Consider the following 17,274-nt stretch of genomic DNA (forward strand, 5'->3'; position numbering starts at 1 on the left):
ATTTACATACCTCTCTTCTTTAATAACATCTCACACATATCAAGGTCAAATTGATTTCTTATATGTATTGAGCGTTCTTCTGGCATAGTAGTTCGTACTATATTGTCTCCAAAGAAATGTCTCCATCTGATCACACTATCTGTTACACCAACCTTAATTGCTCCGTTTGGTCGATAGACAGGACTTAACTCCGTTCTATCCTTTAACATCTTTTTACCAAAATACATCTCTGACATTCCAGAATTTAAATCTTCAAGTGCCCAGTGAAAATAATGTGGATCAATTTCTGTAGTACTTAAAACGAATTCACAGTATTTATTGCTTTCAAATACTTTATATGCATTCACTATATCGTCAGCCATCTTTAAAGGTGATGTTGGTTGAAATAACCACATTAATTTATAATCTCTTTTTAGATAATCATAGCAATACAATAATGGTTCAGCTGAACTAACTAAATCTCCAGCCATTTCTTTACTTTCCATAAAAGGAATTTCCGCACCATAGCTTCTTGCAATATCCGCATATTCTTCACTATCAGTTATTACAAATACATCATCAAAGATTTCGGATTCCTTACAAGCCTCTATTGTATATGCTAGCACTGGTTTTCCACATAAATCTAGTATATTTTTATCTTTTAAACCCTTTGATCCAGATCTTGCGGGTATAACACATAATGATTTTTTCATACGTTATCTCTCCTCTTAATCAAATATTCTGCATACATAAAATCTTCAATAGTATCTATATCAACTGAGTGCAACTTATCTAAGATTAATGCTTTTGAGTTTTTATACCAGTCGAATTTATTCATAATAATTTTTTGATAACGCGCTATTCGAATTGCTCCTGTTATTTGGTAATATTGTGGTAGCTCTTGTCTATTCTTTTTTTTAATTTCTTCATCAATAAAGTTATCCATTGACAAATTCTCATCTAATGTATTACACCAAAGAGGAATAGTATCTGCTTCGGTTACTGAATTTATTGCATCAATAGAAGGATTTTCTTCTAACTCTTCAAAACCTTTATCTATATCTTCAGAAGTAATTAATGGAGATGTAGGTTGTATAAATGCTAAATAGTCAAATTCAATGTTTTTATTCTTATAATAATTCATCATATTTATTATAACATCCGTAATTACTGAGCTATCAGTAGCTAACTCTTTTTGTCTTAGATATGGTGTTTCAGCACCATATTCCTTACCAATTTCAGCGTATCGTTCTGAATCTGTGTTTAAAAAAATAATATCTTTACTACTATTAAAATTATTTGTATTTCTTATAGCTGATATTACATATGATAATAATGGCTTATTATTTATTAATTTTATATTCTTGTCCTTAATTCCCTTTGAACCAGACCTTGCAGGTATAAAATATAATGTTCTCAAAATTCATCACCCTAATCTTTAAATTATATATATTTGAAATTTCTTTTAATATTTTGAAGTACATAAGATTGATTTTCTGCAACTGTATTAACTATACAGTCAGTGACTTCTAACTCTTTAAGTTCTGAAAAGTGTGACTCAGTCCATTCTGTTAAACACTCAGAGAAATCAGTATTTATTCCAAGATAGTCATGTAATGCAATAGCTAAATACAAGTCTTCTGAAACCTCCTCATCTGTACGATCACTTTTTATTTCAGATAATATTGTATTAAAATACTCTTCTTTACTATCAGTATATTTTATTCCTTTAATACCTCTATAATATACTTCTGTAGCAAGCACAACTTTTTTATTCATAATAGCAGCTTCTAAACCTACCGTAGAAGTGTATGGTAAAACAATTTTGCAATTCTTTATTTGTTTATAAGTATTTATTTTATCTTCTGCTTTGATAAATATTATTCTAGGATTATTTTCAAATTTTGTTTCTAAAATTTCTTTTATATTTATAAAATTATACATTTTATCTAATTGCGCTTTACGTGGATGTTCTCTGACCATTATCGTTTCATTGGTATTTGATAAAATAAACTGTAACGTTTCTATTAACCAATTTTCCATTGATTTAAATACTGAACAAACTGAACATGCTGATGAATCCCATTCAATGTTCATAGGCATTAAGATATCTATCTTTTCATTAAAATTATCATCTTTTGTACTTTGATAAAACATACTTCCAGCTTCCATTGTAGAATTTTGGGATTGTTCAATTCTTTTTTTACCATATTTGCACAACTCATTATATAACTTTTTATCTATCATTTTTTCTTTATTAGTCAATATATCATACATTTCTGGTAACTGTCCAAATATTCCTTTTTTACAAAAGAATATCTTACCATTTTTTCTTCCATTAGAGTCATAGCTTGACATACGAATATTTTTTTCTTCTGAAACAATTGAATATAACCCCATATTATTATATATTCCAGTATAAATATTTATTGTGTCAAATTTATATTTTTCAAAAAAACTTTTTACATATTTCATGTTTTCAATTAAGATTTTTTTGAAAGCTAAAGCGACTTCATCAACGCCTTTTTCTCTTATTTTAAATGATTTTACAGAAAGCAACCACTGTGCTGATGTATTAGCAATAGATTCTATCTTAATTTTTTCTTCTTCATTAATGTCTTTAACTTTTCCTGCATCACTTATATATAGTACTGGAATTTTAACAATACTAAATAAGTAATCTAATACCTCTTTAGTTATAGAATTATACATTTTTGAAGCACCTTCATATAATGTATAATCTTCAGTTCCAACTAAGTCATCTATTATTAAAGTTGCTTTATAACCCTTTGATAATAAAATCAACATTATTGTTATCGAGTAGTAACAATACGATGTCGGAAAAGCAGGGACAATAACTATGCCTATTTCTTGATTTTTATCAACTCTTTTTGTTCTTTCAATTATGCTATTTTTTATCTCTTCTTTATTTTTTTCTAAAAATGATAAATACTTCTTTGAAGAATCGAAGTGTAATGATAACCAAAAATCTAATTCAAATAATTGACAAATATCAATTATTTCTAATTGTATAGACATCTTATTGATTTGATTAATAATTGAATCACGATATGGTGATGCAATTAACACTACTGTATTTTGAGTATCAACTTCTTGCAATGTTAGTGGAGATTGAATATTTTTCCCTCGAATTGTTTGTCCCCATTTGTTTTTATCATTATCAACATAGAACAAAACATCATTTGAAAAATCCCATATTTCAAAGATCTTTTCTATTCTAGTTCCAGCACCAAATATTACTATCTTCCTTTTGTTTATTTTCTCTTTTAATTTTATCGCTTCAATACTTAAATAATCTTCAATTGTTTTCATCTAATACCTGCATGATGTATTTGTAATAAATACCTCAATACTCTCCTTCCTATATTGTAAAAGCCCAAAGTATTGATTTTTTTGACTTTTCTTTATCTAGTTACCTCTATACCAAGAACTAATAGTGATATAGTCATCGTATAATAGTTAGAGTATCCTCTTTGTTTGCTTTATAATAAAAGGCTATCAATCTCTGTTTACTATGATGGTGAACCTTCCTTGCCTACGGGAATCGTGTTCCAACTCCTTCTTCCCACCTGTTCATACACTGAATGCTAGCTAAGCTTACTAACAGAGTCATGCCCTGATAAACTTGGAAAAGAAGGTTCTATCACTATGCCAATACTATAATTAATTTTTCTAAATTCTTGTCCCCATAAAGACAGATTATTATCAGTGTAAAATAATATTTGATCTAAAAATCCACAGTTGTAATAACTTTCTAAACGCGTTCATGTTCCAACTATGATAATACTTTATTAGCATATTTACTAATAAACTAATTTACTACTGTATTTATATAACCTTTTAGTTTATTCTAATTACTACTCCTAAATTTCATTTAATATTATTTTTATTATTGCTTCCATATCACCTATATCATATCTTTGATCAATTGGTAGTGGTAACAGATACTTTGATAACTTTCTTTCAAACCTATTGCCGATTTCTTTTTCTAGAATATATTTCCACCATTGAGCCACATAAATCTTCTTACTAATCAGTTTATGTCGTATGTCCTTTTCTAAAAGTAAAGGATATACCATCGGTACTTTATCCTCTATATTACCTATATTTAAACAATTAATATTGTCTAATCTATTCATAAGAAACATAAAATTTTTTATTCTTTTTTTCTTTATCTCCTCATAATCTATAGCTTTAAGAACTTTCTGCGAAAACTTTGACATAGTACATATATTACTTTTGGTTATTTGTTCTTCATTTTGTAAGCTTATCGAATATGCACTATTTGTTCCCTCATTTATTGCCTTAAAAAGGTATTCCCCATATATTGGACAATATTCAGGTAAACTTTTTTCGATCAAATTATTGCAGATTAAATAAGCACCATCACATACTCCGAAAAATTTTCTACAAGAATATATATTGTAAGCCCCCTCAATTGGTTTTTCGAAAAAAGCTTGTGTATTATCAAATATTACATTCTTATATTTTCTTAAAAATTTTTCAGAAGATTCTCTAATACCATAATAATTAGCAATAAGGATTATAGCATTTGAGGGAATTTCGTTAATTAAAGGTTCAAAATTTTCATCAATATTATAATATCGTATCTCTATATTATATTTTTGTATTGAATCTCTTACAGACTCACACATATAAATCGGTAAATAAATGCAATTATAGTCATAATTAATAAGCACATATAAAATAGCACTTCTAGCACAGTTAAATCTCTTTACATTTTTACCAATATAATACTCACTGTTATTCATTAATTCAATTGGAAGATAGCCCCCATACTCATTGACCATTTTTTTCCCCCTTTACAATCAATGCACTACCATAAAAATCTGCAACAGGTATTATACTAACATTATTAACGCTACACCATTCGTCTACAGCCTTCCTTGTTCCTTCATAAAAAGGTGCATAGTAATCACTTATTAATATATATCCTCCTTTTTCCATTCTTGGGTAAAATATTTCCAATGCACTTTTAACCGGATTAAACAGATTAAGATCGATACTTACAAAAGAGAATGTCTCAAGGTCTAAGTCAAATGTTTCTGGAAAGTAGCCTTTTTTAAAGATTACATTGTCCTTATATGCGAGTCGTCCTAAAACAAAATCCATACTTGTATCCTTAAATTTATTACTTTCACCTCTTTTATTATCCATTGTTATATCTTCATCAATGTCTTTTTTAGAAAAGCCTTCAAATGTATCAAATAAAAATAACTTACGGCTTTTAAATATTTGATTGATTACAACTGTAAAATCTCCTCTAAAAACCCCCAACTCTACTATTGAACCTTTTATATTTTTATCATTTATTACTTGTGATAATAATCTTACCGTTTGTTCTCTCACAAAATCTTTATAAAAACTATCCAACATACAGTTACCATTCCACATTGTTGCTGGATAAATATTGGGCACAAGCATAGTATCCTTAAGCCAATCAAATATTTTATCTCTATTGTAGGTTTTATTTAAATATGATTTAATATTTTTAGCTATATTAAGATAAGTTTCTGAATCGTCATATATAAAACTAACAACTTTTTTTAAATCAACATTTTGATCCTGTAGAACTCGTATGATATTCTTCACATATCCACTTGCAATTACAATATAATCATATCTATATTGACATATATGTTCTGGACTAATTACATCATATGCTCTAAACTCATTTATTGTATTGTCCGAATTAATAAAAGCTAATATATTTACTTTGGAATAATCAATATTATCTAATAGCTTATTCGCAACACTTCCTGTACCAAATATTAAAATACTATCCATTAGTTAAGTCCTTTCCAATAACTAAATTTACTACTCACTTCACAACCAATACTTTCTTTAAAACTACAGAGTCCATAATTAGGTTCTCCATCCTCAGTGGAAGGCCCTATGTCTAAAACTTTAATTCCTTTTTGTAAATAATATTTATAAAGATTGTATGCAAGATAATTCATAGGCTTATATTCCGTATATCCCGCAATATCACCCCAGTAGATTACTTGATATATATCTTTTGTAATTTTAAATATTATAGCAGATGCTATAGACTGACCATCAAGCTGTAATATAAAAAAATCATGTATCATATATCGTATTGTTTCTTCTACTTGTTCCCAAGTCATTCTTAACGGAAACCCTCTATTTTTTCGATTTGTAGCTATTATTTCATATGCTTCTTTTTTTTTGGTAATAGCATCACAATAAATAAGTTTGAAGTTAAACTTATTAGCAATTTTTAAATTCTTCTTTGCATTTCTCTGCATATTTGTTTCTAAAATCGTAACATTTCTTAAGTAGAACTGATAATTCAAATCACATGTAAATATTTTATAATTTTTTCTTAATAGACAATTTTGTACTTTACTTATAAAAGTTTCATCATAAAAACTCGGCGGTGTCCTAAAATATATTTGATTAATTTCTTTTTCAATGCAATAATTTTCTAAAAGATCTATTGACTCCTCAATATCTTCTATTTTTACGTTTGTATCCATTTTTTCTAACATAGAAAATGGTGCAGAATATGGCATCTTCAAACAGTTATCTTTTACTCCTGCAATAATACCAAGTTTATTTTTCTTTGATTTAAAAATCAAATATTCTAAATAATCAACTTTTTCTTTATTAATTTCATGAAACCAAGATGCATTGTATACATAATAATTTGAGTCAATTAATTTGTCATATTCTTCTCTACTAATGCTCTTCAACTCCATATAATCACCTTATTTATCTTTATTCTGTTGTAACATATTTAAAAATTCATCATAGTTTCTAATATAATCATCTTCAATGTAATATTCTGAAGCTAATACTAATAATACAGCATCATCAGAAAAATCATACATCTCTCGCCACATATTATTAGGTACATATAGTCCTTCATATGGTTTCTCTAAATATACAATTTTCTTTTCTGTTCCATTATCTAATTTCACTTTACAAGAACCATGAATACATATAAGTATCTGTTCTAAATTTTTATGTGCATGATACCCTCTAGTAACTCCTTTAGCTGTATCATACATATAATAAACTCTTTTTATTTCAAATGGAATATCTTTGAATTCTTCTAACGCTACTAAACTTCCTCTTTCATCTCCATGTTGTTGAAATTGGTATTTTACTATCTGCATTATTATTTCCCCCTCTCATAACTATTTATCGTATCACAGATATACTGTAAATCATTATCACTCATGCCAACCCATATTGGTAATGATATTTCTTGCTTAGCTAATTTCTCTGCATATAAAAAATCTCCTTCTTTATAACCTAGATCATCATATGCTTTTTGCAAATGTAAAGGTACTGGATAATGTCTCTGTACCATTATTTCTTTATTTAATAAATATCTTTCTAGTCCTTTTTCATCTTCACAATATACTGGAAATATATGCCATACATTATCTTTATCAGTGAACTGTGGAGTACGAATAAGAGGATTATTAATATTCTTACAAAAATATTCTGCAATACCTCTTCTTTCTTTATTCCATTTGTCTAAGTATTTTAGCTTAACACGTAATACAGCTGCTTGTAATTCATCTAATCTAGAATTAAAACCTTTATAAATATGATGGTATTTTTTTGTAGCTCCATAATTTCGGAGACACTTAACTCTCTCATAAATTTCTTTATCATTTGTTGTTATTGCTCCACCATCACCTAATGCTCCTAGATTTTTCCCTGGATAAAAACTAAATTCTGCTGCTCGACCCAAAGCCCCAGCTTTCTTATCAGTAACCAAATCTACTGCTCCATGTGCTTGTGCAGCATCCTCTATTACTAGTAAATTATTATTTGATGCAATCTGGTTTATTCTATTCATATCAGTAATTCTTCCGTATAAATGAACAGGAATAATTGCTTTTGTCCTTTTTGTGATAGCCTTTTCTATTTTATCTATATCAATTAATGCATTATCATCAACATCAACGAATACCGGTTTAGCTCCTACATAACTTACAGCTAAAGCTGTAGCAATGAATGTATTTACTGGTAATATAACCTCATCACCTTGTCCAATATCTAATGCTGCTAATATAAGATGCAATGCATCTAACCCATTTCCTATACCAATACAATACTCTGTTCCACAAAAATCAGCATACTCTTCTTCAAATTTAGCCAATTCATTGCCCAATATATACCATTCATTATTAGTAACTCTATCCATAGCATCTGAAATCTCTTTTTTAATAACGCTATGTAATACTTGTAGATTCAAATATGGAATCATGTATGCTACTTCCTTTCCATACAAAATAGTTCTTTAATAGAAATCTTATCATTAATAAACACTTTGAATATTTTCATATCAAAAAATCGCAAATTATAGGCTCGTGCATCATCTATATACATTCTATATAAATTAGTAATACATTCTTTCTGTATACTTGGGCTAACATATTTAAGGTACTTTTTGACTACTTTTCTTTCTTCCATGAACATATACTTTATTTTTTTACTCCCCATTGAAGAGTTATAATTCGTAATGGAAGATTCACCTCTTCTGTAAAAAACCACTTTACAATCAATGAATGCAAAACTGATATTATGATGCGATAATTTTAACCACATATCAAGATCTTCAAAGCCTATTTTTTCATTATAATAACCATATTTTATAAATAACTCTCTTTTTATCATTGCACTAGGAGCATTAATGAAATTTTTGTGTAATAACTTTTCAAATACTCTCTGTCCTGAAATTATATTAATAGTTGCCTCTTCAAACTTGTGTAAAGACATATCTTGAGGTAATTTAAATTTATCATTTATACATATTGGTTTTCCACATACTACCCCTATATCTGAGTTTTTTTCAAATGCCAAAACAAGATTTTCGATACAATCGGGAAACATTAAATCATCACCTGAAAAATCTTTAACAAAGTCTCCTTTTGCATATTTTGTCATGATATTAACATTTTTGCATATGTTTCCTGTATTCATTTTACTTTGTAAAATTGTTATTTTTTCAAATCTATTCCGTTTATTTTTTAAAGTTTTAAATATTAGCTCCATAGTTCTATCTGTAGAGTAATCATCATATATAATTAATTCTAGTCTAGGATACGTTTGATTAATTATACTATTTAAACAATCTACAATATAATTTTCATGCATATATGTTAATAAACAAATCGATACCAACTTTTTCATATGAACTCCTATAAACCAAATATAATATCATCTAATGATATTATTGGACAATTAACTTTAGATACTAAGTCATTATATATTTCATTAAATGCAAATGTTGCAGTAACAACAATTACATCTACTTCTGGCAATTCATTATCTATACTATATATCTTTATTGCATTACTATCAAAAATATCTTCTTTGTCAATTCCATAACTTATATTAATTTCTGTATTTTCTAATTCATTGATTAATCTATTACCTAATTCACCTAGTCCATATATGGCTATATTCTTATATTGGTTTTTAATAAAATACTCACTTATCTCTTTACTATTATTCTTATTTATTAACCATTGATTTAGTAATGCATAATAGCCTCTGAATTTATCTACTTTTTTTCTTTCATCAATGTTTGATTTAGTGATCAATTTTTTATTGATAACTAATGTTGTAATACTACCTAATGCAATTCCCAAAATACCATAAATACCTTTTTTCATATTATACCCTCCTATAAACTATAGCTTTTATCCTCTTGAATCCAAACATTACATCTTCGCTTCTATCAATATTAATTGCCATCGCCATATCAAGTCCTAAAGGTTTTCTGCCATTCTTTACATCCATTATGTTTATATACTATAATATTCTGCTTCCATTCATACACACGACATTCAAATTATTCTAGGTTTTCTACTACTTGTGAAACCATTTTATCATTTTCAATTTGTTCATTATACACAAGTTCAATTGCATCATTACATAGTTCCATTTTGTTTAAACTATAAAACTTAATATATTTATCTGAACAATAATAACGATCTGGATATAGTATAATTTTTCTACATTTTGCACTTGCGATTACATCACATAATCCACTACGTAACCCAATCACTAAACCAGCTGTTTCAACTGTTTCTAAAGCATATTTAATATCAAAAAAGAGCTTTTGTGTACCGGGTATCACCTGTTCTCCTTCTCCACCACAATTCGTACAAACTTTATACCCTTTTTCATTTAATTTTCTTGCTATCTCAATCCAAAAGTATTCTGACATCTCAATAGAAGTCTTTGCATATGGCATTAAAATAGCTGTTTTTCCCTTTATTAAATTATTATCAATAAATAGTTGTTCAACATATCGTTCACTTTCTTTAGTATGATAAGTATACAATGGAAGTTCTGGCTTTACTCCCATATCTAATTCATACATATTGTAACGAAATTGATCCGCAAAAGTTAATCCCCGATAATTTCCTAATCGTTTTATTCCTACTGTATATGGAATGAGATGATGAATAATAAAGGCTTTTTTGTTATCAAAATTGGTAAATCTCAAGTATTCTAGCAAATCTGACATATCATCTGAGTTGATTAATTGTGTTTTTTCCTCAACTCCATATAATATAGCTATTTTTGAACATGCACTCTTTAACATAATTATAACATAATTATGTATTTGATTTTTTTGTAAGTATGCTCTTAAAAAGGATAAACCCAAATATGCATCACCTAATTGGACTAATGGAATAACAAAAACCTTCTCCAAACCTTTAGCTTGGATTAGTATATCGCTATAAATTTCTTTTCCTCTGACTACATGTTTAATCTTTTCATCAAATACTTCCTTTTTTATACTGTTAATACTATATGGTGAATACTCTATCATTTTAATAATATGTTGCTCTTCTGAATATCCCATATTCTCAAGCTGATTAACCATCTCACTATAATACTTTGAAGCAATTAATATAACAACATCTTTTTTATATGGTAATAAATAATCTTCAGGAGCATATACCATAGCATTTCCAATTGCTTGACCAATCTTTTTTTTGTTATTATCAATCACCGCATCAATATCTAATGAAAATTGAGTTAAATATCTAGCAGCCTCTTCAGAAGCTTGATTATAACCAAACAATATTAACTTCTTATCTACAAATTTTTTATTACTAATCTGCTCATCTAAGTTTTGTTTCATTTCACATAATAGATTATATTCCACTATTTCACCACCCTAATATATAGTAATTTTACAAGTAGATTTCATACCACATAGCCGTAGCAACTTCTTCTAAGGAAAGCTTATTTTTTCCTACACACCCTTTTCCTTTTCGTCCATATGGTTTTTCTAAAGATGCAATCACTAGATTCGGTGTAAAGTCATACAAACAATAGAATTGCAATATATCATCGGCAACTTCGTCATCTACGAGTATTGCATTGGCATCACTTGAGTATTGTATATACTTTTCAATTACTGTATTATCGACAGTTAGAATAACCTTTTTCTTTAATTTTTTTTTGAAACAATATTGCTCCATGTGCTTTAATGCAATTTCGTTATACTTCCAATCATGTTCTGGCATTAATACTACTAATGTTTGACTATCTATCTTATAGTTATCACAGTATTGTATCCATATTTGTCTTCCTTTTTCAGCTTCACTTATATGATCATTCAGTTCTTTTGTAATATTGTCCATAATCAGCCTCCGTAAGTAACAAATGATTATTTAATCACATCTCTATACTTCTCTATATTCACTCTTAAATCTCCACCATCAAAGATACTCGAACTACCCGCAACAAAAATATTAGCTCCCATATTTCTAAAAAGTTTTGCATTCTCATAACTAATGTTTCCATCAACAGCTAACTCTAAATCCCCATAGCCTTGTTCATCTAAGAATTCTTTTAAACGTTCTACCTTTGATATACAGCTTCGAACAATCTTCTGTCCCGCGAACCCAGGATTAACTGTCAATACGAGGATTCCATCAATATAATCAAGAACTTCTTCCACTGCATAAAGTGGTGTACCAGGATTGATTGCTAACATTACTTTTGAGCCATAACTTTTTGCTCTTACTAATGTTCTTTGTACATGGATTGTACTTTCATAATGAATACAGACACGGTCTTGTGGTCGTAATTTAAACCATTCAAGCTTATCTTCTGGTCTCATAACCATAAGATGAAAATCAAGAGGTATATCTGTCATCTCTCGAATTCCATTAATATAATCTGTCCCAAATCCGTAGTTAGGTACAAAGTCTCCATCCATAACATCAACATGAAGATAATCGACTTTTTCTTCTTCCATGATTTTGATATCATTCTCTAGATCTTTAAGCTTTAAGCACATTAATGATGCTGATATCTTGCCTTGTTCCTTATTCATTAGCAATCCCCCTTTTAACAATCATTATCTTGCTGTAGAATTCTGTTTTATCACGCATAATTGTTAGCCCACGTATAAGATCATTAAAAGCTAACTTATGAGTAATTAATGGTTTTATGTTAATTTGCTTGTTAACTAAATATTGAATTGCTTGATGCCAATTATCATCAGCACAACCATAGCTTGAATTCCATGTTCCATACAAAGCTAATTGTTTTCTAAGTATCTTCCAATATGTGCCTTTATCTAAAGCATAATCACCTTTGGGATTAGCTAATAAAAGAACACTTCCTTTTCCTTTGACCATTGATAAACACGAACCTAATACCTTATCGCTTCCAACACCTTCTACTACAGTGTCAACCCCAACTTGTTCCGTATACTGTAATATCCATTGAACTGGATCCATCTCTTTTATGTTGCATATATTATTGAAACCTAAGCTATGTGCTAATTCTGCTTGTTCCTGTTTATTTACTATTATATATATGTGCTCAATTCCTTTAGCTCTGGCCACTAATGCAACCATCATACCAATTGGACCTGCTCCATATATAGCAATTGTTCTACAATTTCTTTCTTCAATCTGTTTCATTGAATGGATAGCCACAGAGAATGGTTCTAGCATTGCTGCTTCTTCATAGGATATCTCATCTGGCAAAGACAGTAGATTCCATACCGGGACACGAACATACTCTGCAAACCCTCCATCGGTACGAGAGCCTAAATAACTGTAATTTTGGCACATCTCGTAATCTTGGTTTTTACAGTGTATACAGGTTTTACAAGGGATCAAAGGAAAGATCCCTACTCTTTTGCCAAGCCAGTTATTATTTTTACTATCTCCTGTCTTACGTACAATACCAGAAAACTCATGCCCAGGTATCGTAGGAAAATGGTAGGTTCCAGTTTCAAAAATTCTAGGTATATCCGATCCACAAACTCCTGCTGCCATCACTTCTACTAGTACACTATCATCATCTAGTTTCGGTTCTTCTACATTCTCATATTGAATATTGCTTATTCCATGTAATACGTACCCCTTCATGCTACAGCTCCTCACTCCCTACTAATAGTTTGAATTTTTCTAGGTCTTCCATCGTCGTAATTTTAAAATTATCTTCAGAGCCCTCTATTAGTTCAATTTTCATACCATATTTATAAGCAATCTCACTACTTCCTCTTATTGCTCCGATTTCTTCATCTGATAATCGTTCATGTATACTAAGGTAACTATTAAGTTTAAAACTCTCTGGAGCTTGTCCTGCATATAGTTCATCACGATTTAACAAACCTTCAATATGCTTACCTTCCAAACTACGATAAATTGTATCTTTAACTTTTATTACTGGCATCGCTCCATCCGATGTAGTAGCTCCGTGTATACAATCTGTTATAATTCGTTCGCTTACAAGAGGTCTTGCTGCATCATGAATGATTACAATTTCATCTTCCTTAATTTCTTTATTTACTATTTGCTTAGCGTAGCATAAACCATTATAGATTGAATGTTGTCTTGACTTACCTGGCATGGCAAAGCCTTTAAACTTATGAATATTTTCCTTTGTTAGCCACTCATTAAGGAATTGGTGCCATTCTTCTTTTGCTACAATAATAATTGCATCGATATTTTTATGCTTTTGAAATGTTGCTAAACAGTAAGAAATTACTGGTTTATCACTTACCATAAGATACTGTTTTGGAACATCAATCGCTTTCATCCTGCTAGCATTACCACCAGCTAAAATAATTGCAATATTCATCTCTTTCCCAACTCCTTTTTAGTCATACTTAAACCAAGCTAATGAAATGTGCTAGTTTATCTAATAATTTTTTCTATCTTTTCCTTTAGTCGTTTACTTGAATCAGTATCGTAATACTTAAACATTCTTTGTTTTGATTTAAGACGATCCTTTTTATGCTTATCATTCTTTAGAACGCTTGAAATCTTATTCATCAGCTCGTCCATATTAAATGCTCTCTCTTCTGGCATGTATTCATCAAATGAAACATATCCTTCTCTTGTATTGTGCGAATACTCTTCATAATCATAGAAGAATGATACAACTGGTCGATCTAATAACATAAAATCGGAATATACGGATGAGTAATCTGCTACTAGCAAATCTACTTTTCCCATGAAAGTATATGGATCAATATCTGCTTCTATATTGAATATATTTGAATACTCTATTTTAGAAAATTCTTTTTTCAACTTTGACTTTGGATGAAGTTTTATTCCAAACATTAAGTTACTATTCTGTAAAAATGTATTAAACCTATCTAAATCCATAATTTCAAAAAATTTCGTTTCTGAATCTCGAAATGTTGGCATATAGAATAATATTTTTTTCCCTTCTTCCTTCCACCTCACGATATTCTTATAATTCTTTTTTTCAAGTTCATTCATTACTTTAGGAAAATCATCTAACCTCATTGCATCATTTCGTGGATAGCCATCAATGATCACATGCTCTAATGGTGTATTAAAAGCCGATGAAGTTATAATTGCTAACGGCTCAGACGTAGCTAATGTATAATGATAAGGTTTTTCATCAGACAATCTTCTTAACCAGGTAATAATCTTTTCTTTTCTATTGCGAGGATGTCTAACAAAATCAAACAAATTATCATGATTCGCTTTCTTATTGCCTGTCCCATGCCATAGATTTATTTTAACTGCACCACCAGAAGTCCAAAAATCAATATCTTTAGAATAATTATCAAAGATATAAACTTTTCCTCTAAATCCAAACCATATTCCCTTTAATGAATGATAATAATATGCTTCATATCCTTGTTCTCTAAGTAATGTTACTACATTTTTATTATGAGTTAACCATATTGGTCTTAGATCTTTATAATGTTCATTTATATATATATACAGATATCTTGGATTATCAGCAAAACGTCTTCCGAATGTGCTACCAAATAACCAGATATTTTTCTTCCTTGGAGTAATATACGAGATCCAATAGACTGGTAACAAAAAAAGTTGTGCCCAATACTTTAAACCAAATTGTGTCTTCTTTTTCATAAAGCATCCTGCTTTCTAAATTTTATACAAAAAAGGTACCATAAGTAATATTGCTACACTTTTGGCACCTTTACATTAGTTAATATTAAAATTTTATTTTATCGTCCCTGATATGTAGTCTATTCCTTTATACTTACTATATCGGCACAATTCTATAAATTCTTTACAATAAAATTGAAAACACAATCTAAAATGGTCAGATTAGATATAATATTCAGATTATTTGTTATTGCATATCATATTATGTTGTACTACATTCACAAAAGGAGGACCATCTCGTTGATTTTATCTAATATAATTCTAGTTCTTCAGCAACCATTTTTGTGAATAATTGAACAAATGAAAAGCCTATATCCTCCTACCATCTTCTCAAGATCGTCTTTCTCTCAATCGGATCCAATCTACTAATCTTAGGATCCTCATAATAAGAATCGCTCTTTACATGTGTTGTTGACACTTCTTCAAAAATAGCTCCATTTACAGAGGTAAAGGAATGTTTTTCGTTTCTTAATACCGTTTGTATATCTCCAGGTTTCATTTTTCTTTCTTTTCCTTCAATATTAACAGTTAAATCTCCATACAGTAATTGAAACGTTTCTTCTTTTATCTTATGGGCATGTACAGGGTGTTTTTGTCCAGGTAAAACAATCAATAACTTTTTACAATACTCACGATTAATAATACTTATAATAATCGCACCAATCTGTCGAAAATGTTGCATTCCATAATGATGGGAAAGTTCAACCTCAAAATCATCTCCCAGTGCAATTCCTGCCTCATAAAGCATACCTTTTGCATCATGGATTACGCTTCTTACTTGACTAATTTCCGTGATTTTCTTTTTTTCATGAACTTCAGCATTTACTTCATAATCATGGCTTGCGATAATGCCTTCATAGAATTCTCCGCTATTCATCTGCTTTTCATGACATGGCATAGCAAAAAATACATCGTCTCGATGAATTTCTTCTCCAGCTTTAATTGATTTATTAACATAAACACCACGCATCAATGAATTTAGTGAATCCAATTCTTCTTGACTTACATACTTATCATTCTCTTTTTTCGTTGTACACATAACTTTCGCATTCATGGCAGCTTGTACCCAATGATCTGCTTGGTCTGGATTCATCGAATAGGCATTCAATGTAATTGTTTCTGTTGGTAGCCCTACATGTCTCTCTAATATTCTTGCACCTTTTGCAACCGCAAGCATAGGAACCGTGTTATCATCTGGATCCTCATGTCCCGAATAACCAATTGTTACTTCAGGATATCGACGATTCATACGGTCAATAAAATCTAATTGTAAGCGATCCATTGGAGCTGGATATTCAGCTATGCAATGTAAAAATGCAAATTCACAGCCTTTGTGTGTAAAGAAGTTATAAATCTTATCAATATCAGAAAGTGTTTTTCCACCAGTTGAGATAATAATTGGCTTTTGTGTTTTCGCTATTTCTGTTAACAATGGCCAATCCAATGCACTACAACTAGCGACTTTAATCACGTCGATTCCCTGATCCATACACCAGTTCACTCCATCTTCATCAAATGGAGTTGACATTGTAATCATGCCTTCTTCACGTACAGCATCTACTAATTGACAAAACTGGTCATACATAAGTCGAGTACTCATAAATCTTGGAATATGTTTTACATCTGCACGATCTTTATAATCTGGATGAATGAAGGTATCCAAATTTCTATACTGCAATTTTACAGCAGCCTTGATATTATGTTTTCTTGCAATTTTCCCCATTGCATGGACTATATCAATCCCATGCTCCACACTTCCTTGATGGCTGTTTGCCATCTCAAATATAAATAGATCATCAAAAATATGCTTTTGCTTTTCCATCATATCCAT

General features: G+C 29.6%; 18 protein-coding genes. All 18 read right to left on the bottom strand.

What is annotated here, in order from left to right; genetic code table 11:
- Window positions 1–2: 2 nt before the first annotated feature.
- The 18 genes from HBB17_RS04160 to HBB17_RS04240 all read right to left on the bottom strand — a co-directional run bounded on the left by HBB17_RS04160 (window position 3) and on the right by HBB17_RS04240 (window position 17,268).
- Window positions 3–692, bottom strand: coding sequence for an acylneuraminate cytidylyltransferase family protein (locus tag HBB17_RS04160; protein WP_167956009.1), 690 nt, complete (start codon window positions 690–692; stop codon window positions 3–5).
- Window positions 689–1,399 (bottom strand): acylneuraminate cytidylyltransferase family protein, encoded by a 711-nt coding sequence (locus HBB17_RS04165; RefSeq protein ID WP_167956011.1) that lies wholly within the window; start codon window positions 1,397–1,399, stop codon window positions 689–691. The genes HBB17_RS04160 and HBB17_RS04165 overlap by 4 nt, the downstream gene beginning before the upstream one ends.
- 23 nt (window positions 1,400–1,422) lie before the next feature.
- Complete coding sequence (locus HBB17_RS04170; protein ID WP_167956013.1) at window positions 1,423–3,312, bottom strand: capsular polysaccharide export protein, LipB/KpsS family; 1,890 nt, start codon at window positions 3,310–3,312, stop codon at window positions 1,423–1,425.
- Window positions 3,313–3,863: 551 nt separating this feature from the next.
- The gene (locus tag HBB17_RS04175; protein WP_167956015.1) at window positions 3,864–4,811 is read right to left on the bottom strand and encodes a hypothetical protein; all 948 of its coding nucleotides are present in this window, start codon (window positions 4,809–4,811) and stop codon (window positions 3,864–3,866) included.
- Window positions 4,801–5,808, bottom strand: coding sequence for a TylF/MycF/NovP-related O-methyltransferase (locus HBB17_RS04180; RefSeq protein ID WP_167956016.1), 1,008 nt, complete (start codon window positions 5,806–5,808; stop codon window positions 4,801–4,803). Before HBB17_RS04180 ends, HBB17_RS04175 begins: the two co-directional genes overlap by 11 nt.
- Complete coding sequence (locus HBB17_RS04185; RefSeq protein WP_167956017.1) at window positions 5,808–6,743, bottom strand: hypothetical protein; 936 nt, start codon at window positions 6,741–6,743, stop codon at window positions 5,808–5,810. Before HBB17_RS04185 ends, HBB17_RS04180 begins: the two co-directional genes overlap by 1 nt.
- A gap of 9 nt (window positions 6,744–6,752) precedes the next feature.
- On the bottom strand, window positions 6,753–7,163 hold the full coding sequence (locus HBB17_RS04190; RefSeq protein ID WP_167956018.1) for a sugar 3,4-ketoisomerase: 411 nt from the start codon (window positions 7,161–7,163) through the stop codon (window positions 6,753–6,755).
- Between the two features lie 2 nt (window positions 7,164–7,165).
- Window positions 7,166–8,269, bottom strand: a complete 1,104-nt coding sequence (locus HBB17_RS04195) for a DegT/DnrJ/EryC1/StrS family aminotransferase (RefSeq protein ID WP_167956019.1) — start codon at window positions 8,267–8,269, stop codon at window positions 7,166–7,168.
- A gap of 5 nt (window positions 8,270–8,274) precedes the next feature.
- On the bottom strand, window positions 8,275–9,195 hold the full coding sequence (locus HBB17_RS04200; protein WP_167956020.1) for a glycosyltransferase family 2 protein: 921 nt from the start codon (window positions 9,193–9,195) through the stop codon (window positions 8,275–8,277).
- Between the two features lie 8 nt (window positions 9,196–9,203).
- Window positions 9,204–9,680, bottom strand: coding sequence for a hypothetical protein (locus HBB17_RS04205; RefSeq protein ID WP_167956021.1), 477 nt, complete (start codon window positions 9,678–9,680; stop codon window positions 9,204–9,206).
- A 1-nt stretch (window position 9,681) separates the two neighbouring features.
- Window positions 9,682–9,807, bottom strand: a complete 126-nt coding sequence (locus HBB17_RS20610) for a hypothetical protein (RefSeq protein ID WP_274380756.1) — start codon at window positions 9,805–9,807, stop codon at window positions 9,682–9,684.
- Window positions 9,808–9,859: 52 nt separating this feature from the next.
- Window positions 9,860–11,188, bottom strand: coding sequence for a glycosyltransferase family 9 protein (locus tag HBB17_RS04210; protein WP_167956022.1), 1,329 nt, complete (start codon window positions 11,186–11,188; stop codon window positions 9,860–9,862).
- A gap of 28 nt (window positions 11,189–11,216) precedes the next feature.
- Window positions 11,217–11,669 carry a hypothetical protein gene (locus HBB17_RS04215; protein ID WP_167956023.1) on the bottom strand — a complete coding sequence of 151 codons (453 nt, stop codon included), beginning with the start codon at window positions 11,667–11,669 and terminating at the stop codon, window positions 11,217–11,219.
- Window positions 11,670–11,695: 26 nt separating this feature from the next.
- Window positions 11,696–12,367, bottom strand: a complete 672-nt coding sequence (locus tag HBB17_RS04220) for a ribulose-phosphate 3-epimerase (RefSeq protein ID WP_167956025.1) — start codon at window positions 12,365–12,367, stop codon at window positions 11,696–11,698.
- A complete protein-coding gene (locus HBB17_RS04225; RefSeq protein WP_167956027.1) occupies window positions 12,360–13,415 on the bottom strand; it encodes a galactitol-1-phosphate 5-dehydrogenase in 1,056 nt (351 codons plus the stop codon). The genes HBB17_RS04220 and HBB17_RS04225 overlap by 8 nt, the downstream gene beginning before the upstream one ends.
- Window position 13,416: 1 nt before the next feature.
- On the bottom strand, window positions 13,417–14,130 hold the full coding sequence (locus HBB17_RS04230) for an IspD/TarI family cytidylyltransferase (RefSeq protein ID WP_167956029.1): 714 nt from the start codon (window positions 14,128–14,130) through the stop codon (window positions 13,417–13,419).
- A gap of 56 nt (window positions 14,131–14,186) precedes the next feature.
- Window positions 14,187–15,404 (bottom strand): CDP-glycerol glycerophosphotransferase family protein, encoded by a 1,218-nt coding sequence (locus HBB17_RS04235; RefSeq protein ID WP_167956031.1) that lies wholly within the window; start codon window positions 15,402–15,404, stop codon window positions 14,187–14,189.
- A gap of 358 nt (window positions 15,405–15,762) precedes the next feature.
- Window positions 15,763–17,268 (bottom strand): N-acetylneuraminate synthase family protein, encoded by a 1,506-nt coding sequence (locus HBB17_RS04240; RefSeq protein WP_167956033.1) that lies wholly within the window; start codon window positions 17,266–17,268, stop codon window positions 15,763–15,765.
- Window positions 17,269–17,274: the final 6 nt, after the last annotated feature.

The sequence above is a fragment of the Anaerosporobacter faecicola genome, from assembly GCF_012070565.1.
In the GTDB taxonomy this organism is placed as follows: domain Bacteria; phylum Bacillota; class Clostridia; order Lachnospirales; family Lachnospiraceae; genus Anaerosporobacter; species Anaerosporobacter faecicola.